Below are 19,693 nucleotides of genomic sequence, written 5' to 3' on the forward strand. Positions count from 1 at the left end.
CGATGAGCGGAGCCGTCCGGCCTGAAACGTGCGGTATGAGGAGGAAAGACATGGGACAGAAGCGAACTCTCGGAGTGGTCGAGGACTCCACCGGGGTGCACCGGCGGGATCTGGACGCTCGTGAGCGCATTCTGGAAGCGGCTTGGAAGAACCTGGCCGAACTGGGCTACTCGAAGCTCACCGTGGGCGGCGTGGCCGCCGACGCGGGGGTGGGAAAGGCCACGCTCTACCGGTCCTGGTCCAACAAGGCCGCGCTGGTGCTGGACGTGATCCGCAGCCAACTGCACGACGTGCCCACGGACGACCTCGACGACAGCCGGCAGGAGATGCTCACGCTGGCGAACAAGGCGATGCTCCGGTTCTACGGCTCGGGGCGGCTGCGTGCCGTGCTGCCGTCGCTGGTCGGGGACCTGTTCGACGACGAGACGCTGCGCGAGGTGATGCGGGTGGAGATCCTGGAGACCCGCAAGCGGCAGTCCACCGTGGTGCTGGAGCGGGCGGTGGCCCGCGGGGTGCTGCCCGAGGACACCGACCTCTCGCTGGTGCTGGACATGTGGGCCGGGACGATGCTGTTCCGGAGTCTGTTCGGCGCCGAGGCGGTGTCCGAGGAGGAAGTGGTGCGGCTGATCGACGCCACGATCGTCTCGCCGCCGCGCAGGGCGGCCGCGGTGACGGACGGCGAGGCGCGGCGGGCGGACCCCTCCTGACGGAAGGGTCCGCTCACGGGACCCGGCGGTGGAAGCGGCTCACGGGGGGCCGTCCCGCTCGGGAGGAGTGACCACGGCCGCCGACGGCACCGTCGGCACAGCGGGACGTACAGCCGCCCGCAGACGGAAGCCGGCCGACCGCACTCGGCCCGCCCGTCACGAAGGACCGTTACGGAAGACCGGTACAGAAGTCCGGTACGAAAGACCGTCGACCGTCCGCCCGGAAGTCAGCGGGGCGTGGACGAGGACGATTCCTCCTGGTGGCTCAGCGCGAGGGCGAGCTTCTGCTGGGAGATCGCGGTACCGGCGACCCGCGGCGTGACGCCGGTGGACCGCACCTTGTCGAAGATCTCGCCGGTGACGTCGCGCATGGTCTTCTCGATCTTCGCGAACGCCTGGCCGGCCTCCGGTCCGATGTCGCCGAAGAGGGTCCACCACCACCAGCTGTTCGCCGCGAAGTTCGCCGCGAAATCGGGTACGACGACCACGCCCCGAGCGGCCAGCGCGGACTCGGCCTCGGGCAGCACCGACACGTTCGCGCCCTCCACGACGTACCGGCTGCGGACCTGCTCGTGATTGCCGTCGTGCACCGCGTACGAGGCCGCCGCGGTGACCAGGATGTCGCTCTCCACGGACAGCCACTCCTCGGAGGGCAGCAGGACATCGCCGTCGGCCGGCGCCCGGCGGTCCATGATCCCCGAGTCGCTCCGTCCGGCCAGCAGCCGCTCGATGTCCAGCCCGGCCGGATTGGCCAGCACTCCCTCCCGGTCGGCGACGGCGACCATCCGGATGCCCGCGCGGGCCAGATGGCGGGCGGTCGCGCCGCCCATCGAGCCGAAGCCCTGCAGCACGGCGGTCTGCTCGAACGGGGACTCGTGGTGCTCGGCCAGCACGGCCAGCACCGACTGGGCGACGCCGTAGCCGCCCACGGTGTCACCGAGACCGAGCCCGTCCACCTCGACGGCGAAGGCCCGGGAGATCCGCTCCAGACCGGCTTCCGCGCCGTCCGCCACGAAGGGCAGCGCGGCGTGCACGCACGAGCGCAGGCCTATGTTCTCGAAGGCGCGGTCGATGTCGGACTGGCGGGTGCCGAGGTCCTCGCCCACCGACCAGTAGGTCTCCAGCAGCGGCCGCACCGCCCGCAGGAAACGCTCCAGCACCGCCGGCGCCTCCGGGTGCGCGGGGTCGAAGTCGATGCCGCCCTTGGCGCCGCCGAACGGCGCGTACTGATCCTCCGGGCGGTAGACCAGTGACTCCTTGAGGGTCATCGCGCGGGCGAGGTCGGCGACCTCCTCGACCGTGCAGCCGGGGCGCATCCGCAGCCCGCCACTGGCCGCGCCGCGCAGCAGCCGGTCGATCACCAGATGGCCGGTGGCACCGGTCTGCTCGTCGTTCCAGGTCACTTGAAGAAACGGCTCGGGTTCCACGGGAGCTCCCAGGAGGCTTGTCGGGCGGGTGGGGTGCGGATGGAGCGGTACGCCTCGGGGGTCATCCCTCGGCGGCGTCCGGCGCCCCGTCCGGCAGGGGTGGCTCGGGGACGACCACGAGGGTGGGCCCGGGCACGGTGAGGGCCTGCCGTACGGCGTCCCGCAGTTCGTCCGGCGACCCCACGTGGACGCCGTGCCCACCGTAGGCACGGCTCAGGGCGACGAAGTCGGGCGGGGCCAGGTCGACACCGAGGGGCTTCTGGCCGCGCTCGGTCATCTCCCGGCGGATCATTCCGTACCCGCCGTTGGAGACCACGACCACCGGCAGCGGCACGCCCAGCTCGACCGCGGTCGCCAGCTCGTTCACGCTGAACTGGAGCCCTCCGTCGCCGCTGAGCGCCGCCACCGGGCGACCCGGCCTGGCCACCGCCGCGCCGATCGCGGCGGGCAGCGCGTAGCCGAGGGTGCCGAACCCGGTGGGATAGAGGAAACGGCCGGGGCGTTCCACGGGGAATCCGGCGATGGCCCCGAAGTAGCAGGCCATCGCGCTGTCGTTGGTGAGCACGGCGTCGTCGGGCAGCGCCTCGCGCAGCGCCCGTACGATGCCGTGCCACCGCCGCCCGTAGCTCCGGACGCCCGCGCGGGCCGCCCGGAGGGCGCGCGGGCCGCCGGGAGCGCGCGCGTCCGTCGCCTCGGCGGACGGGCCCACGGGCATCTCCGCCCCCCTGTGCGGCACGGGGGAACCGTCAGAGGGGCGGAGACGAATGAGGAGCGCGGAGAGGACCTCCGCGCCGTCGCCGGCGAGCGGATGCGCGGCGGGTGAGTTGCGGTGCAGCTGACCGGGGTCGATGTCCACCCGTACCAGTGCGCCGCTGAGCCGGAGCGGACCGTTCCAGGTGTCGGTCTCGGAGAGTTCGGTGCCGACCGCGAGCACCGCGTCGGCGGCGGCCAGCAGCTCCTGCACGGCGGGCACGTGCAGGGTGGCTCCCAGCGCGAGCGGATGGCTCTCGGCCAGCACTCCCTTGCCGTTGGCGGTGGTCACCACCGGCGCTCCGAGCCGTGTCGCGAGGGCTTCGACCTCGGCGCTCGCGCGGCGGGCGCCGCCGCCCGCGACGATCACCGGACGGCTCGCCGCGGCGAGCACCACGGCGGCCCGGCCGACGGCGTCGGGGTCGGGCGGACGCGGTCCGGTCCGCAGGGGGGCGACCGGCGGGGCGTCGACCGTCAGGTCCAGCAGGTCGTAGGGGATCTCCAGGTGTACGGGACGCGGCCGCCCGGCGGCGAAGGAGGCGAAGATCTCCGCCACCAGGGCCGGGAGCGCGGCCGGGTCGGTCACCCGGTGCGAGGCGGCGCACACCGCGGCGAGCGCCGCCGACTGGTCCCGGGTCTCGTGCAGCAGGCCCGCGCCCGGCCGGTGCGCGTGCGGCATGCCGGGAGAGATCAGCAGCAGCGGGACGGAGTCCGAGTAGGCCTGGCCCGCGGCGGCCGCCGCGTTGAGGAGACCGGGGCCGCTCGTGGTGATCACCACGCCGGGGCGGCCCGACACCCGTGCGTAGCCGTCGGCGGCGTAGCCCGCGCCCTGCTCGTGCCGGGGGGTGACGTGCCGCAGTCCGTGGTCGTCCAGGTGGGCGTAGATCCCCAGGTTGTGCGTTCCCGGGATGCCGAACACCACCTCGACGGCGTGCGCGCGCAGGGCGGAGACCAGGAGCTCTCCAACGGATGGCATTGCGTGGTTCCTCTTCTGTGTGCCGCTGCGGTGATGCGCCAAGGAGCCCTCGGGGCGCCGGACCTGCGGGGCGCCGGCCGGCTAGGCCGCCGACGCCCCGGCACGTCAGGTCGCCGACGTCACCAGACGGCTGTCGCGCTCGGCGGCCAGCGCCCGGATGTGCTCGTTGACGGCATACCTGCGCAGCACGTCGGCGGAGACGACGGAGGCTCCGCTGATCTTGCCTATGCAGCCGTCGTGGCCGCACGCGCAGTCGAACGGGGTGGTCATCTCCCACTCCGTGGACGGGTAGAAGAAGACCAGGTCCTCACCGGCGGCGAGCGGGCGCAGCGCCACGACGTCGCCGGTGCTCGCGTCGACGAAGACGCTCGGCACGCACGAGTGGTTGAGGTAGCGGACCGCGTCCGCGTCGACGTGCCGGTCCCGGCCCACCTGGATGGTGAACTTGGTGGCCTCGGAGACGACGGCGGTCTCCTCCCAGGAGGCGATGATCGCTCCCGCGGGGAGGGCCTCGGCGGCGGCGTAGCCCTTCTCGCCCGAGGCCGTGAGGATGACGTCCATCAGTTCCTTACGCGACATCTGCGGCTTCCTCTTCCTGGAGTTTGCGAACGATGAGCACGGCGTTGTGGCCGCCGAACCCGAAGGAGTTGCTCATGGCCACGTCGGTCTGCCACTCCTGGGCGACGCCCGGCACGAAGTTCATGTCGGGGTCCTCCGGGTCGTCGCAGTTCAGCGTGGGCGGCACGATGCCGTGGCGGATCGCCTGGAGGCAGGCGATGAGTTCGACCGCGCCGGTGCCCGAGATCAGGTGGCCGGTCATCGACTTGGTGGAGCTGACCGGGATACGGGTGGCATGGTCGCCGAACACGCCGCGGATGGCGGCGACTTCGGTGACGTCGTTGAGCTGGGTGCTGGTCCCGTGCGCGTTGATGTAGTCGACGTCCTCCGGCTGGAGGCCGGCCGACTCCAGGGCGATGCGGATGGCCGTCTTGGTCCCGAGCGCGTCGGGGTGCGGAGCGGTGAGGTGGTACGCGTCGGTGGTCGCCCCGTAGCCCGCGAGCTCGCCCAGGATCTGCGCACCGCGGGCCAGCGCGTGCTCGTACTCCTCCAGTACGACGACGCCGGCGCCGGCGCCCATCACGAAGCCGTCCCGGGCCCGGTCGAAGGGCCGGCACGCGTGGTCCGGGTCGTCGTTGTTGGTGGAGAGCGCCTGGCAGGCCGCGGCGGCGGCGATGTTCAGCGGGGTGACCGGGGCTTCGGTCCCGCCCGCCACCATCACGTCGGCGACCCCGAACTGGATCAGCCTGGCGGCCTCCCCGATGCAGGTGGCGCCGGAGGCGCAGGCGGTGCTCAGGCTGGAGGACGGACCGCGGGCGCCCAGCCACATCGCGACCTCGCCGGCCGTGCTCTCCGATCCGCTGGTGGCGAAGAAGAACGGGCTGACCGCCCGTGCGCCGCGCTCGTGCAGTTTGATGGTGGTGTCGTAGGTCAGCTGGGCGGCGCCCGCGGACGAGCCGACGTAGACGCCGGTCCTGGGCGCGGTCTCCTCGTCCATCTCCAGCTTGGCCTCGCGGACCGCCTGCATGGCGGCGGCCAGGCCGTACTGGGCGCTGAGGTCCATCCGGCGGCTGACCTTGTGCGGCATGTAGTCGGCCGCCACGAACCCCTTGACCTCGGCGCCGATGCGGACCGGCAGGTCGGAGGCGTCCCATGAGTCGATGGTGGAGATTCCGCTGCGGCCCGCCATCAGGGAGGCCCAGAACTCCTCCACGGTGTTGCCGACCGGCGTGATGACTCCGGTTCCGGTGACGACCACTCGTCGCAACGGCCGGGGTGTGTGAGCGCGCACTAGAGTGAACTCCGATCTTCGAGGGCTTCGTTGCCGTTCAGCGCGAGCTGCTTGAGCTGGCGGGCGTCCGGCTTTCCGTTGCGGTTGAGCGGGAAGTGTGCGCAAACGAGTACGCGGTTGGGATACTCGAAGGGCGAGAGTTCGGCGCAGATGCGCTCCCGCCAGAACAGCGGGGGCCGCAGCTCCGGGTCCGCGACGACGAAGACCAGCCGGCTGCCGAGCCGGTCGTCGGGCAGCGCGACGATCTTCACCGGCGCCCCGCAGGCGCCGGCCGTCCGCTCGATGACCTCCGGGTAGAGCGTGTAGCCCATGCGGTGCACCGCGAGCTTGCGGCCGAGGACGAACAGGTTGCCGTGCTCGTCGAGGCGGCCGAGGTCGCCGGTGCGGTACCACTCGTCGGTCACCGGCGTGACGGTGCCGTCCTCGGCGAGATAGCCGGAGAAGAGGTCGGGCGTGCGCACCTGGACCTCACCGATTCCGGAGCCCGGCGCGCCCCCGCTCTCGCCGGACCCCGTGCCCTCGTCGATGGTGAACTCCAGGTCCAGGCCCGGGAGTACGGGTCCGCAGCCCACCGGGTTGTCGGGGGTGGCGAAGGCCACGTTCCCCAGTTCCGTACTGCCGTAGCCGTCGAGCAGCGGAAGTCCGAGCACCTGGGTGAAGCGCTGGGCGGCGGACGAGTCCAGGGGGCGCCGCCCGTGCAGTACATCCGGACCTTGCGCAGGTCGGAGACCATGTCGGGGCGGCGTTCCACGAGGTTGAGGATGCTGAGGTGGACGGCCGGGGTGGCGTCGAGGACGGTGGCCCCGAACTCGCCGGCCATCCGCACCGCGAGGTCGAGCCGCCAGTACGGCGCGACGAGCAGCGAGGCCCGCGCGAGCCAGGCGGAGAGCACCATCGACAGCCCGTACTGGTGCGAGAAGGGGAGAAGCGGGAGCAGCACGTCCTCGGGACGGTGTCCCATGCGCTCGATGGAGCGGTCCAGGTTGCGCAGCATGGCCTCGCCGGACTTCGCTATGCCCTTGGGCTCTCCGGTCGACCCGGAGGACCACGTGATCAGGGCGTCCGGCAGTGCGCGCCAGGCGGTGAAGGACAGGGCCTTCTCGGTGGTCGCGGCGGTCTCGGCCGCCGCGGTCAGCTCCTCGACGGCGACGCTGCCGAGTTCCTGCGTGCCGGCGGAGCCCGTGGTCTCGGCGTCGGTGATCTCCAGACGGGAGCGGCACCGGCCGGCGATGCGCCGACTCACCGACTCCTGCTGCTGGTGGTCGAGGAGCACGATCGAGGCACCGGCGTGCATGAGTGCGAGCAGCACGGTGACGTAGCCGGCCGAGTTGGCCGCCTTGAACGTGACCCGGTCGCCGGTGACCAGGCCGCGCCGGCGGAGTTCCGCCGCGACGCCCAGTGCCCGGAGTTCGACGTCTTCGTAGGTTTCTTCTGAATGTGACGTGAAGATTTTTGGCATCACGGCATTCCAACTTTTCGAGTGGGCGAAAACGGTCGCACGGGGTGCTGGGAGATGCGTGGAGGGTGGTGGGGCGGTGTTACCGGCGGTCCCAGGAGTTCCACAGCGACCGGCTGATCCAGACAAGGTCGCTCACGACGCCGAGGAACAGGGTGATGATCTTGGTCATCTCATCCCCCGGGGTCTCACTGTCGGTAAAGTCGCAGCTAGGGACGGTGTAGAACGATGCGACTCGTTCAGAGTAGAGTGCGGTGTGGTAACTGTCAAGAAATTCATCGGTGCCGTACCGGTAATCGCAAAGAATCAAAGAATGAGGGATGGTGGGGCCATGGAAGAGCCCGGCGGAGACCGTCGTGAAGATGGATTGAAGGGCAAGGAAGAAGGGGGCGCGCGAGCCGGTTCCGGAGAATTGCGTGAACTCGGGTCGGCCGAAGGTCGCGGAATTTGGGCTTCCGGGGAAAAGGACGGAAAACCTTTGGTCCTGGTGCACGGAATCCGGCTCTCCGCCAGCATGTGGCTGCCGCACGCCCGCCGTATCGGGCCGGGCTACCGGATCGTCGCCTGCGACCTGCCGGGGCACGGATCCCTGAGCGACCGGCGCTTCACTCTGGCCGGCGCGGTCGACCAGATCGGTGCCGCGGTCGCGCACGCGGCGTCGGGCGGTCGGCCCGTCGTTCTCGCGGGGATGTCTCTCGGTGGCTTCCCCTCACTCGCGTACGCCGCCCAACACCCCCGGACTCTCGGCGGGTTGCTGCTGAACAACTGCACCGCCCAACCGCGCGGCACCGCGGTCGTCCTGTACCGGGCGGCTGGGCGGCTGGGCCGGTGGGCGGGGAAGGAGTGGTCGGACCGGATCGGCGCCGCGGCGCTGCGCAGGGCGCTGCCGGCGGAGAGCGCCGAGGCGGCGATCTCCGGCGGGTTGTCGATGCCCGGCTTCTTCGACGCGGCCCAGGACGTGCCCCGGCACGACTACCTGGCCATGGCCCGGAAGCTGACCCTGCCGCTGCTGATCTCCAACGGGCGGGGCGACTGGCTGTTCCGCTCCGACGAGGACGCGTTCCTGGCCGCCGCCCGAACGGCCGACCCGCGGGCCCGGCTCGAGCATCTGCCGGGCTCCCACCTGCTGGCCCTGACCGATCCGGACGGCTTCACCGAAGTGCTGCGCAGGGCCTACCGGGAACTGGTCGGCTGAGGTGGGGGCCGCGGCGGTGCCGTGCTGCCGCGGCCCTGCGGTGCTCAGGCCGTGTGCAGCACGATGAAGTCGGCGGCGTCCTGTACCGACTTGAAGGTCTTGGCCTCGGCCTCGGGGATGCGGATGTCGAACCGCTCCTCGACGGAGACGATGACCTCGACCATGGACAGCGAGTCCACGTCCAGTTCGTCGACGAAGGACTTCTCCGGCTGGATGTCCTCCAGCGGGGTGCCGGTGACCTCGTTGACTATCTCGGCGATCCCGGTGAGCGCGTCGTTCAGGGTGACAGCCATGGTGATGAACCTTTCTGGCGTGCGTGTTGACTGATGTGTCGTCGGACCGGCGGGCGCCGGATCCGGCATACGGTGGCTCAGGTCTGGTACAGGGTGGTCTGCTCGCAGGTGCAGGCGATCACGCCGTCACCGAGCTCGAAGGTGACCTTCACGGTCACCTCCACGAAGCCGCGCGGCCGCAGACGTGACGAGACGAGCAGCACGTTGGCGCGGATGCGCGACCCGACGGGCACCGGCGAGCGGAACCGCACCTTGTCGACGCGGTGGTTGACCGCCGTCGACATCCCGGTGACCTCGTAGACCTCGGAGGTCAGCAGCGGCAGCAGCGCCAGCGTGAGGAATCCGTGCGCCACGGTCGTGCCGAACGGTCCCTCGGCCGCGGCGGCCGGGTCGGTGTGGATCCACTGGTGGTCGCCGGTGGCCTCGGCGAACAGGTCGATGCGGTCCTGGTGGACGGTGTGCCAGGAACTGTGGCCGAGCACATGGCCGGTGAGGCCCTCCAGTTGGGCCGCGGTGATCTCGCGCACGGTCGCGATCACAGGGCGGCTCCCGCCGGCACGGACTGCGTCGGTGCGGCGGTGCGCGCGGGCCGGTCGCCGATGGCGTGCGCGCCGCCGTCGACGTGCAGGATCTCCCCGGTGGTCGCCGGCAGGAGGTCGGACAGCAGCGTCACACAGGCGCGGGCCACCGGCTCGAAGTCGGCCGGGTCCCAGCCCAGCGGCGCACGCTCCGCCCACTCCGCGCCGAACGGCGCGCCGCCGTCGGCCTCCAGGTCGGGCGAGATGTTCCGGGCGGCCAGCGTCAGCAGCGGACCGGCCGCCACCAGGTTGACCCGGATGCCGCGCGCCCCCAGGTGCGAGGCCAGGTAGCGGGTGCAGGATTCGAGGCCGGCCTTGGCGACGCCCATCCAGTCGTACCCGGACCAGGCGGAGGTGGCGTCGAAGTCGAGCCCGACGACCGAGCCGCCCCGGCCCATCAGCGGGAGAGCGGCGACGGTGAGGGCCTGCAGGGAGTACGCCGAGACCTGGAAGGTGGTGGCGGCCTCCTGCCAGCTGGTGGCGAGGAAGTTGCCGTCGAGCGCGCCGGGCGGGGCGAAGGCGACCGAGTGCAGCACGCCGTCGATGCGATCGGTGTGCTCGGCCAGCCGATCGGCCAGCGAGGCGAGTTGTTCCTCGTTCGTGACGTCGAGCTCGATGACGACCGGGGTCTCGGGGAGCCGCCGGGCGATGCGCTGGACCAGGCTGAGCCTTCCGTACCCGGTGAGAATGACCCGCGCGCCGTGCTCCTGGGCCAGGCGGGCCGCGTGGAAGGCGATCGAGGAGTCGGTGATGACCCCGGTGATCAGCAGGGTCTTGCCGGTGAGCAGTCCCATCAGTTCCCCATTCCTATACCGCCGTCGACGGGTATGACGGCTCCCGTGATGTAGCCCGCGTCCCGGCCGGTCAGGAACCGGACCGTGTGGGCGATGTCCTCGGGGGTGCCGAACCGGCCCAGCGGCACCGCCCGCAGCGCTTCCGTGCGCATCTCCTCGGTGAGGAGGCCCATCATGTCGGTGTCCACCCAGCCGGGGGCGACCACGTTCACGGTGATGTCGCGCTTGCCGAGTTCCCTGGTCAGCGAGCGGGCGAAGCCGATCATTCCGGCCTTCGCCGAGGCGTAGTTGGTCTGGCCGGGCGAGCCGGACAGGGCCGAGCTGGAGGAGATGAGGACGATGCGTCCGTGCCGCCGCCGGATCATGCCGCGCAGCGTGCGGCGTACCAGCCGGACCGCCCCGATCAGATTGGTGTCGACGACGTCCAGGAAGTCCGGCTCCGCCATCTGCACCAGCAGGGCGTCACGGGTGATCCCCGCGTTGGCGACGAGGATCTCGACCGGGCCCAGAGCCTCCTCCACCTCGCCGACGGCGCGGTCCACCTCCTCGGTCGAGGTGACGTCGCACTTCACCGCCAGCAGCCGGTCGTCGGGCGGCGCGGAACCGCGACAGGTCACGGCGACCGGATTGCCGGCGTCGGCGAGCGCCGTGGCCACCGCGAGACCGATGCCCCGGTTTCCGCCGCTCACGAGAGTGGTGCGTCCAGACATGGCGAATCAGACCTCCGAGTTGCTGAACAGAAGGCAGACGCTGCGAGCCGGTCCGTCGTGGCGACCGTGGCCGGGCGGTGCGTCGTACGAGGTGAACGGGCCGTTTCTCACGGCTGACGGGAAAGCGAAAGGGGTGCACCGAAGAGCGTGGCGGAAAAGGCGGGGCGTAGGCAATTCGAGGGTCAGCAAAGCGGAGCCCGGGGGAGCGTGTCAAACGGCCCGCAACGGACGGATTGGTTCCGGTCCCTCGGATTGATCAGTTCCGTTTGTCCGGCCGCTCTGCCGGAGCGCCGGCGAGATTCTCAGGTAGGGGTTTGGTTCGGTTCGGAAGTCCCTTGGGGATTGCTTGACTCACAGCAGCCGCCCGTCCTAGATTGAACGAGTCGGATCGTTCTGGCGCGAGTTAGGTGTGAAGGGGGAGCCTTTTCGTGCTGTTTGGTGCAGTTTGACCACTCGATGGCCTGCGCCTCGTGGCGGGATCTGCACCTCGTCGGCGGTGAGTGCAAACGCTGGGCCGGTCGGGGGCCACGGATTTCCCCGCGCTCTTTTCGTCTGCTTCCATTTGCAGCAAGCTTCCTTATCTCTTCTTGTGCTCATTGCGGGTCGGCCTCATTCTGGCGCCCTGGATTTCTCTCGTTCCGTGTCCCAGTGAACTTCTTGAAGGATGAATTATGAGCGTGGTCAGGAAGTGCTCGACCTATACCCGGTCCAGGGAAGGCAAGGAGGCGGGCTACTACCCGTACTTCGTGAATTTCGGCGGCCGGAGTGACGGTGCCGCGCGCCTCGCCGACGGCACCGAAGTCATCATGTGCGGGTCCAACGACTATCTCGGCCTGAGCACCGACCCCCGGGTCACCGCCGCGGCCGCGGAGGCCGCCGCGGAGTACGGCGCGGGCTGCACCGGCTCCCGCCTGCTCAACGGCAACCTCGACCTGCACGAGCAGCTGGAGCGGGAACTCGCCGAGTTCTTCGGCAAGGAGTCCGCCCTCCTGCTCACCACCGGCTACCAGGCCAACCTCGGCGCCATCGGCGGCCTCTGCGGTCCCGCCGACACCGTGTACGTCGACAAGGAGGCGCACGCCTCCCTCATCGACGCCGCCCGGCTCAGCCGCGCCAAGCTCCAGTGGTTCCACCACAACGACACCGAGGACCTCGCGGCGAAGCTGGCCCAGCACACCGGCCCCGGCGGCCGGCTGGTGGCCGTGGACGGCGTCTACAGCATGGAGGGCGACCTCTGCCCGCTGCCCGAACTCCTCGACGTCTGCGACCGGTTCGACGCGACCCTGCTGCTGGACGACGCGCACGGGGCCGGCGTGCTGGCGGCCGGCCGCGGCACCGCCGAGCACTTCGGGCTCACCGACCGGGTGCCGCTGATCACCCTCACCTTCTCCAAGGCGTTCGGCTCCATCGGCGGCGTGGTACTCGGCGACGAGGACGTCATCGAGTACCTGCGGCACCACTCGCGCAGCCTGCTGTTCTCCGCCAGCGCCAGCCCCGCCAACACCGCGGCCGCGCTCGCCTCCCTGCGCATCGTGCGCGATGAGCCCTGGCGCTGCGAGGCGGTGCTGAAGAAGGCCGACCACATGCGCAGCGAGCTGCTGGCCCTCGGCTACCGGACCGGTGAGCCCGGCACCCCCGTGGTGTCCCTGGACACCCAGGACGAACTGCACACCCTGATCGGCTGGCGACGGCTGATGGACGCGGGCGTCTACGTCAACGCGGTACTGCCCCCGGCCGCCTCCCCGAGGCTGCGCAGCAGCTACACGGCCGTGCAGACCGACGAACAGCTGGAGCGCGCGCTGGCGGGGTTCGCCCTCGCCAGGGACGTCCTCGGGCCGGTCCTCACCCGCGGCGCGTGACCGGGACGCGACGAGCGGTGCGCCTTCCGGCGCCGGCACCACCCGCACCTCGTACCACCCAGTGATATCCAGTGAGGGAAACATGCCCACCGCACTCATCACCGGAGCGACCGCCGGACTCGGCAAGGCGTTCGCTCAGAGCCTGGCCGCGGAAGGCACCGGCCTCGTCCTGGTCGCCCGGTCCGATCGCGATCTGAAGGATCTGGCCGGGACCCTGCGCGAGGCCCACGGCATCGCCGTGGAGGAGCTCCCGGCGGACCTGTCCACCGACGACGGCTGCGCGGCGGTCGCCGCCCGGCTGGCCGTCGCTCCCACGACGGACCGCACCGGCCCGCCACCGGTGGACCTGCTGGTCAACAACGCCGGGATCGGCCACGAACGCCCCTTCCTGGCCAACGGGATCGCCGCCGAGGAGCGTCTCCTCGACCTCAACGTGCGGGCCGTACTGAGGCTCACCGACGCGGCGCTCGAGACGATGACAGCGCGGAGGCACGGCTCGATCCTCAACGTGGCCAGCGTCGCCGGACTCGGCCCCTCGTGGCTCAGCTCCACCTACCCGGCGAGCAAGGCCTGGGTCATCTCGTTCACCGAGTCGCTGGCCTACTCCCGGCAGGTCCGCGACGCTGGCGTGCGGATGACCGTACTGCTGCCCGGCTACACCCGCACCGAATTCCACCAGCGGGCCGGGATCCCGACCACGTTCCCGCCGCCGTACCTCTGGCTGAACGCGGCCGACGTGGTCCGCACCGGACTCGCCGACCTTCGCCGCGGCCGGATCGTCAGCGTCCCCAGCCTCCGCTACAAGGCGGCGGCCTGGGCACTGCGTCACCTGCCGAGCGGACTCACCCGGCAGGGCGCCTGGGACATCAGCGCCGACGCCCGGCCCTGAGGCGGGCCCAGGACGTGCAGCCGGACACACCATTCACTGGGGGAACCATGGGAAGTCAGGAGAGGGGCGTGCCGGCCACGCCTGCGCAGCTGAAGCTCTACACGCACGCGCGGGTGTTTCCCGGGGACGCCTCGTTCAACCTCGGCGGCACCTTCCACATAGAGGGAGACGTCGACATCCCCCGGCTGCGCCGGGCCATCGGCCGCCTGGGCCTGGGGATCCGGGCACTCAACACCTCGTTCGAGCGGCGGGGGGGCACGGTGTACGCGGTGCACCGGCCGCCCACCGTCACCGACCCGGCCGACCTGGTGCGGGTGACCACGATCGACGGCGAGGGCAAGGACGTGGTCACCCGCGCGTTCGCCGCCCGGGCCGACCGCCCGATCCCGCCGGAGGCGGACCGCCAGTACGGGTTCGAGATATTCCGCGCGGACGACGGCGTCTTCCTCGTGCTGTCCTACTCGCACCTGGTCTGCGACGCCTACACCTTCTACATGTTCGTCGCGGAACTCGAGCGGCTCTACGCCGACCCCGACGCCGACCTCACCCCCGCCGCGCTGGACGACCCCGGCGCCCTGGTGCAGGGACCGCCGCCCGCCTCGGCCGCGGCCCTGGAGTTCTACCGCGGCCGGCTCGGCCACCTCACCACCTTCACCGACGACCGGCTGCTCGGCCGGCGCACCCCGTCCGGAGCGCTGCCCGGCCACCAGCTGCACATCGTCCTCACCGACGAGCAGGGCGCCAGGGTCACCGACCGGATCGAGGCTCTGGACTGCGGCGCGTTCGCCTTCTTCCTCAGCGCCTACCTGGTCAGCCTCGCCCGCGTCACCGGCCGCCGCCAGGTCGTCACCGCCCTGCCGCTGGCCAACCGGCGAGGCATCCGGCAGCGCCGGGCGTCCGGCTACTTCGTCAACACCCTCCCGCTGGCCGTGGACCTCACCGAGTACGAGACCTTCGGCGACCTGTGTCTGGCCATGCAGGAGACCACCCACAGCATGCTCCGCCACCAGTCCTTCGACCTGACCGCGCACCTGGCCGAGGTGTGCCCCGGTGCGGTCGGCGGCTCGCTCTCCCTCAGCAGCGCCTTCACCTACTACAAGATGCCGCTGGAGATCCGCATCCCCGGCTGCCACGTCGAATCGCTGGAGCTGCCCCGCAAGCTGGCCAAGTACCCGCTGATGATGACCGTCGAGGACTTCGGCAACCGGTTCAACGTCAACATCGAATGCTCCGAGGAGCAGTGGCAGACCGATCCGCGCGCGGTCATGGAGCACGTCCTGGAGACGGTCTCCGCCCGCAACGAGGACATCCCGCTGCGGGACATACCCGGCCTCTCCCCGGAGCGCGAGAAGGCCCTCTCCCAGCTGGTCAACGGCACGCCCGAGACGGTCGACCACGCCGCCCAGCCCTCCCTCACCTGCTGGTTCGACGAAGTGGCGCGGGCCCACCCGGACCGGGTGGCCGTCCAGGACACCGAGGAGCAGGTCACCTACGCCGAACTGGCCGACCGCTCCGACCGGGTGGCCCTCGAACTGCTGTGCTCCGTCCCCGGCGACCGGGTCGGCGTCGCGATGCGGCGCGGCGCCGACCTGATCGCGGTGATCCTGGGCGTGCTCAAGGCGGGCAAGGCGTACGTCCCGCTGGACCCCGGCTCCCCGGCGGCCAGGATCGGCCTGATCCTCGACTCCGTGCCCGACGGACTGCCCCTGGTCTGCGACGAACCCCGCTGGCCCGAGCTGGCCGCCCCGCGCCTGAGCGCCGAGCGGCTGCTGGCCCCCCGCCCGTCGGGCCCCGCGCCGGAACCCGTCAAGGACCCGGAGACCAGCGCGTACACCATCTTCACCTCGGGATCCACCGGCCGCCCCAAGGGCGTCACCGTCACCCACCAGAACGTCATCCGGCTGCTGCGCTCCACCGAGGAGCACTTCGACTTCGGCCCCGACGACGTATGGAGCCTCTTCCACTCGTACGCCTTCGACTTCGCGGTGTGGGAGATGTTCGGGGCGCTGCTGTACGGCGGCCGGCTCGCCGTGGTGCCCGCCGACGTCGCCCGCTCGCCCGAGCAGTTCCGTGACTTCCTCACCGACCACCGGGTCACCGTCCTCAACCAGACGCCGTCCGCCTTCGGCCAGCTGCTCAAGGTGCTGCGTCCCGCCGACGCCGTCTCGCTCGCCGTGCGGTACGTCGTCCTGGGCGGCGAAGCGGTGCGCTACGCCGCGCTGCGGCCCTGGTACGAGACGATGGGCGAGCAGGCCCGCCTGGTGAACATGTACGGGATCACCGAAACCACCGTGCACGTCACCCACCACGCCATCACCCCTGCCGACGTCCTCATGGAGCGGGCCTCGCTGATCGGCCGCCCGCTCTCCGACCTCTCGGTCGCGGTCGTCGACGAGGACGGGCACCACTGCCCGCCCTGCGTGCCCGGCGAACTCATGGTCTCGGGACCGGGCGTGAGCCTCGGCTACCTCAACCTGCCGGACACCACCGCCGAACGCTTCGTGTACCGCGACGGCCGACGCGCGTACCGCACCGGCGACCTCGGCCTCGTACGCACGGACGGCACCCTGGTGCACCTGGGCCGGATCGACCGGCAGGTCCAGCTGCGCGGCTTCCGCATCGAGCTCGGCGAGATCGAGAACGCGCTCCTGACGGTGGCCGGAGTGCGCGAGTGCGTCGTACTGGCCGACGAGCGCGACCCGGCCCGGCCGGCCCTGGCCGCCTTCGTGGCCGGCTCCGGCCTCCAGGAGGCGGAACTCAAGCGCGGCCTGCAGGGCCGGCTGCCCGCCTACATGGTGCCGGGGCGGATCGTCGTCCTGGACGCGCTGCCGCTGACCGTCAACGGCAAGGTCGACGAACGGGCCCTGCCGTGGGCACCGGCGTCCGGCGCGCAGGTCGCCCCGGCCGCCGCGGCCGCGACCGGCGGCGACGAGGCCGCCCCGACCGCCGCCGAGCGCGTGCGAGCCGTGTGGCGGACGGTGCTGCCCGGCGTGGAATTCGGCCCCGACGACAACTTCTTCGACATCGGCGGCTCCTCCATGCACGTGGCGGACGTACACGGACGACTGGCCCCCCAACTGCCGGGCGCGGAGCTCGAAATGATCGATCTCTTCACCTACACCACCGTGCGCAGACTCGCCGCGCACCTCGACGGGCTCCTGGCCGCCGGTCAGGACGCCGAGAAGGGAAGCTCCTCGTGAGTGAGTTCACTGCGGCGCCGCCCGAGGCCGCTGGGCAGGCCCGTGTCGCCTCCGGGGGCGCGACCACCCCGGTGGCGGTGATCGGCATGGCCGGCCGCTTCCCCGGTGCCGACGACGTCACCGCGTTCTGGCACAACATCGTCCACGGGGTGGAGTCGGTACGGGAACTGAGCCCCGGTGAACTGCGCGCGGCCGGGCTCGACGAGAGCGCCGTCGCCGACCCGGCCCGGGTGGCCGTCGCCGCCGACCTGGCCGACGCGGACCTCTTCGACGCCCGTTTCTTCGGCATCACCGCACGCGACGCGGCCCTGATGGACCCGCAGCACCGCCTGCTCCTCACCTGCGCCTGGGAAGCCATGGAGGACGCCGGCCTGGCGCCGGGGCAGACCGGCGGCCGTACCGGTGTGTACGCGGCGGGCAGCATCAGCACCTATCTGCTCAACCAGGTGCTCCGGTCCGCCGCGCACTCCGGCGAGGAACTGACCTACCCCGCGCTCCTCGGCAACGACAAGGACTTCCTCGCCACCCGGATCTCCTACCGGCTCGACCTCACCGGCCCGAGCATGAGCGTGGGGACCGCCTGCTCGGGATCGCTGACCGCACTGCACCTGGCCTGCGCCGCCCTGGACCGCGGCGAGTGCGAGACCGCCCTGGTCGGCGGGGTCAGCATCACCTTCCCGCAGACGGCGGGCCACCTCCACCAGGAGGGCGGGATCCTCTCCAAGGAGGGGCACTGCCGTCCCTTCGACGCGGGCTCGGACGGCACCGTCAAGGGCAACGGCTGCGGCGTCGTCGTCCTCAAGCCCCTGGCCGACGCCCTCGCCGACGGGGACCGCGTCTACGCCGTGGTGCGCGGCACCGCCACCAACAACGACGGCTCCGACAAGATCGGCTACACCGCCCCCGGCCCGGCCGGACAGCAGGCCGTCATCCAGCAGGCGCTGGCCGTCTCCCACGTGCCGGCCGACACCATCGGGTACGTCGAGACGCACGGCACCGGCACCGCCCTCGGCGACCCGCTGGAGCTGCGCGCCCTGGCCGCCGCCCACCGGGCGGCGGACGGCCCGGCCCCGGGCTGCGCGATCGGCAGCGTCAAGGCCAACATCGGCCACCTCGACGCGGCGGCGGGCGTCGCCGGACTGATCAAGACGGCGCTGGCGCTCTACCACGGGACCGTTCCGCCCCTGGTCGGCTACCGGACGCCCAACCCGCACCTCGGGCTCGGCGCGCTGCCGTACGAAGTGCCCACCGGGGAAGCGGTGCGCCGCCCGCTGCGGGCGGCGGCGGTCAGCTCCTTCGGCATCGGCGGCAGCAACGTGCACTGCGTGCTGGAGGCCCCGCCGGAGCCCGCCCCCGCACAACCGCGGGATGCGGATCCGGGCACGGACACGGCGCTGCCCGTGGTGCTCTCGGCGAAGGACGACGAGGACCTGCGGGCAGTGGCCCGCGCGCTCCGCGACCACCTGGAGCGGGCGCGACCCGCCCTGCCGGACCTCGCCCGCACCCTGCTCGCCGGACGGCGGGCGATGTCCGCACGGCACGCCTTCACCGCCGCGTCGGTGGCCGGGGTGCGGGCCGGACTCGACGCCTTTCTCGGCACCGGCCCCGCCCTGCCCGCACCCCCGGAGGGCGACGCCGCAGCGGCCGCCGACACCGTGGTGCGGGAGTGGAACGCGGGCAGGGAGCCCGGCGGGTGGGCCTTCGGCCCGGCCCGTACGGTCTCGCTGCCCTCCTACCCCTTCCGCCGCACCCGGCACTGGATCGAGGCCGACGAGCCTGCCACGGGTGACGCGACCGCCGTCGCGCCCGAGGCGCCCCGGAACCCGGACGAGATCCGGGCCCAGGTCCTCACCCTCCTCGAACAGCGTCTCGGCGTGGCCGGGATCGCCGCCGAGGACGACTTCTTCGAGCTGGGCGGCGATTCGCTGCTGGCCGTCGAGATCGGCTCGGTGCTGCGCAAGTCGGTCGGCGACGACTTCGACTTCGAGCGGTTCGCCACCCTGCGCTCCGTCGGGGAGATGACCGACTACGCCGTCTCCACGGCCGCGCGGACGCCGGCGGCCCCGGACGCTCCGAGGACCGCGGACCCGGCGGCCCCCGCGGCCCCGTCCGGCACCCGGGTGGGCCGGGTACTGCACGTGCGCGGCGGCAGGAGGCCCGGCGGGGCGGGGCGCGGGAGCGAGGGGCCCGGCGGGGAGGCGCGCACCCTCTTCCTGGTGCACCCGGCCGGCGGCACCAACTTCGTGTACTTCCGCCTCGCCCTCCACTCGGGCACCTCGCGCCCGCTCGCGGCCGTCTCCTACCCCGACCGCCGGGCCGGGCGGCCCGACACCCTGCGGGACCTGGCGGCGCTGTACGTGGCCCAGATCCGCGCCGAGCAGCCGCACGGCCCCTACCTGCTGGGCGGCTACTCCTTCGGCGGCAACGTGCTGTTCGAGATGGCCCTGCAACTGCGCGCCGCGGGCGAGGAGGTCGGCCCGCTGCTCATGATCGACAGCCATCCGCCGGAGGCCTACGTCGGGGGGCACGTCACCGACGCCGAGTTCGACGCGGCCGTACCGCTCCTGCTGGAGTCGGCCACCGAGAGCGAGGAGCAGGCCGAACTCCTGATCAAGGAAGGCTTCGTGGAGGCCTGGCGGCACAACCACGACCTGCTCAAGGGCTACTACCCCGACCGCCGGTTCGACGGCGACGCCGTACTGGTGCTGGCCCGCGACGAGGAGGACGGCGCGCTCCTGGACACCATGCACATCCGGCGCACCGACAAGGTCCGGTCGTGGGGCGCGCACATCGCGGGGCGCGTCGACGTGCTCGGCACACCGGGCGACCACTTCACGATCTTCGAGGACGGCCACCGGCTGAAGGAGCTGGCCGTGGTCTTCGACGCGGCCCTCGACCTGCTGGCCGAGGGCGCCGGAGAGCAGGAGGACGCACATGCGTGACTACGGCGTGTACGTCTCCGGTCAGGACCGGCCCTCCGAACGGCGCGTGTACCAGGTGCGCGCCTCGG

The 19,693-nt window shown here is 71.7% G+C and carries 15 protein-coding genes and 1 pseudogene; 6 read left to right on the forward strand and 10 right to left on the reverse strand.

Annotated elements, in window-relative coordinates; genetic code table 11:
- Positions 1 to 50: 50 nt before the first annotated feature.
- Positions 51 to 707, forward strand: coding sequence for a TetR/AcrR family transcriptional regulator (locus tag AC3CH1_RS14255; RefSeq protein ID WP_488463228.1), 657 nt, complete (start codon positions 51 to 53; stop codon positions 705 to 707).
- 227 nt (positions 708 to 934) lie between these two features.
- Here the strand turns inward: AC3CH1_RS14255 and AC3CH1_RS14260 are convergent, their stop codons facing one another.
- The 6 genes and pseudogenes from AC3CH1_RS14260 to AC3CH1_RS14285 all read right to left on the reverse strand — a co-directional run.
- Positions 935 to 2,110, reverse strand: a complete 1,176-nt coding sequence (locus tag AC3CH1_RS14260) for a Glu/Leu/Phe/Val dehydrogenase dimerization domain-containing protein (protein ID WP_488463229.1) — start codon at positions 2,108 to 2,110, stop codon at positions 935 to 937.
- An 85-nt stretch (positions 2,111 to 2,195) separates the two neighbouring features.
- Positions 2,196 to 3,860 carry a 5-guanidino-2-oxopentanoate decarboxylase gene (locus AC3CH1_RS14265; RefSeq protein ID WP_488463230.1) on the reverse strand — a complete coding sequence of 555 codons (1,665 nt, stop codon included), beginning with the start codon at positions 3,858 to 3,860 and terminating at the stop codon, positions 2,196 to 2,198.
- Between the two features lie 105 nt (positions 3,861 to 3,965).
- The gene (locus tag AC3CH1_RS14270; protein WP_488463231.1) at positions 3,966 to 4,439 is read right to left on the reverse strand and encodes an SET domain-containing protein-lysine N-methyltransferase; all 474 of its coding nucleotides are present in this window, start codon (positions 4,437 to 4,439) and stop codon (positions 3,966 to 3,968) included.
- Positions 4,429 to 5,676 (reverse strand): beta-ketoacyl-ACP synthase II, encoded by a 1,248-nt coding sequence (gene fabF, locus AC3CH1_RS14275; protein WP_488463504.1) that lies wholly within the window; start codon positions 5,674 to 5,676, stop codon positions 4,429 to 4,431. The genes AC3CH1_RS14270 and fabF overlap by 11 nt, the downstream gene beginning before the upstream one ends.
- 32 nt (positions 5,677 to 5,708) lie before the next feature.
- Positions 5,709 to 6,170 (reverse strand): hypothetical protein, encoded by a 462-nt coding sequence (locus tag AC3CH1_RS14280; protein WP_488463521.1) that lies wholly within the window; start codon positions 6,168 to 6,170, stop codon positions 5,709 to 5,711.
- A gap of 27 nt (positions 6,171 to 6,197) precedes the next feature.
- A pseudogene (locus AC3CH1_RS14285) lies at positions 6,198 to 7,168 on the reverse strand (class I adenylate-forming enzyme family protein); the annotation flags it as partial.
- A gap of 475 nt (positions 7,169 to 7,643) precedes the next feature.
- Between AC3CH1_RS14285 and AC3CH1_RS14290 the strand changes: the two are divergent.
- Entirely contained in the window at positions 7,644 to 8,360 is a 717-nt protein-coding gene (locus AC3CH1_RS14290) for an alpha/beta fold hydrolase (protein ID WP_488463232.1), read from the forward strand.
- Positions 8,361 to 8,404: 44 nt separating this feature from the next.
- Here the strand turns inward: AC3CH1_RS14290 and AC3CH1_RS14295 are convergent, their stop codons facing one another.
- The 4 genes from AC3CH1_RS14295 to fabG all read right to left on the reverse strand — a co-directional run bounded on the left by AC3CH1_RS14295 (position 8,405) and on the right by fabG (position 10,735).
- Complete coding sequence (locus AC3CH1_RS14295; RefSeq protein WP_488463233.1) at positions 8,405 to 8,653, reverse strand: acyl carrier protein; 249 nt, start codon at positions 8,651 to 8,653, stop codon at positions 8,405 to 8,407.
- 77 nt (positions 8,654 to 8,730) lie between these two features.
- Positions 8,731 to 9,189, reverse strand: a complete 459-nt coding sequence (locus AC3CH1_RS14300) for a MaoC family dehydratase (protein ID WP_488463505.1) — start codon at positions 9,187 to 9,189, stop codon at positions 8,731 to 8,733.
- Entirely contained in the window at positions 9,189 to 10,028 is an 840-nt protein-coding gene (gene fabI, locus AC3CH1_RS14305; protein ID WP_488463506.1) for an enoyl-ACP reductase FabI, read from the reverse strand. Before fabI ends, AC3CH1_RS14300 begins: the two co-directional genes overlap by 1 nt.
- Positions 10,025 to 10,735, reverse strand: a complete 711-nt coding sequence (fabG, locus tag AC3CH1_RS14310; RefSeq protein ID WP_488463234.1) for a 3-oxoacyl-ACP reductase FabG — start codon at positions 10,733 to 10,735, stop codon at positions 10,025 to 10,027. Before fabG ends, fabI begins: the two co-directional genes overlap by 4 nt.
- A 671-nt stretch (positions 10,736 to 11,406) precedes the next feature.
- On the opposite strand from fabG, the gene AC3CH1_RS14315 reads away from it, so the two are divergent.
- From AC3CH1_RS14315 to AC3CH1_RS14330, 4 genes are all read left to right on the forward strand, one after another.
- Positions 11,407 to 12,594, forward strand: coding sequence for an aminotransferase class I/II-fold pyridoxal phosphate-dependent enzyme (locus tag AC3CH1_RS14315; RefSeq protein ID WP_488463235.1), 1,188 nt, complete (start codon positions 11,407 to 11,409; stop codon positions 12,592 to 12,594).
- An 82-nt stretch (positions 12,595 to 12,676) separates the two neighbouring features.
- On the forward strand, positions 12,677 to 13,483 hold the full coding sequence (locus AC3CH1_RS14320; protein WP_488463236.1) for an SDR family NAD(P)-dependent oxidoreductase: 807 nt from the start codon (positions 12,677 to 12,679) through the stop codon (positions 13,481 to 13,483).
- A 68-nt stretch (positions 13,484 to 13,551) separates the two neighbouring features.
- On the forward strand, positions 13,552 to 16,683 hold the full coding sequence (locus AC3CH1_RS14325) for a non-ribosomal peptide synthetase (RefSeq protein WP_488463237.1): 3,132 nt from the start codon (positions 13,552 to 13,554) through the stop codon (positions 16,681 to 16,683).
- The gene (locus AC3CH1_RS14330; protein WP_488463238.1) at positions 16,680 to 19,625 is read left to right on the forward strand and encodes a beta-ketoacyl synthase N-terminal-like domain-containing protein; all 2,946 of its coding nucleotides are present in this window, start codon (positions 16,680 to 16,682) and stop codon (positions 19,623 to 19,625) included. The genes AC3CH1_RS14325 and AC3CH1_RS14330 overlap by 4 nt, the downstream gene beginning before the upstream one ends.
- The last annotated feature ends 68 nt before the right edge of the window (positions 19,626 to 19,693 follow it).

Source organism: Streptomyces sp. MGP-P1 (assembly GCF_057766565.1).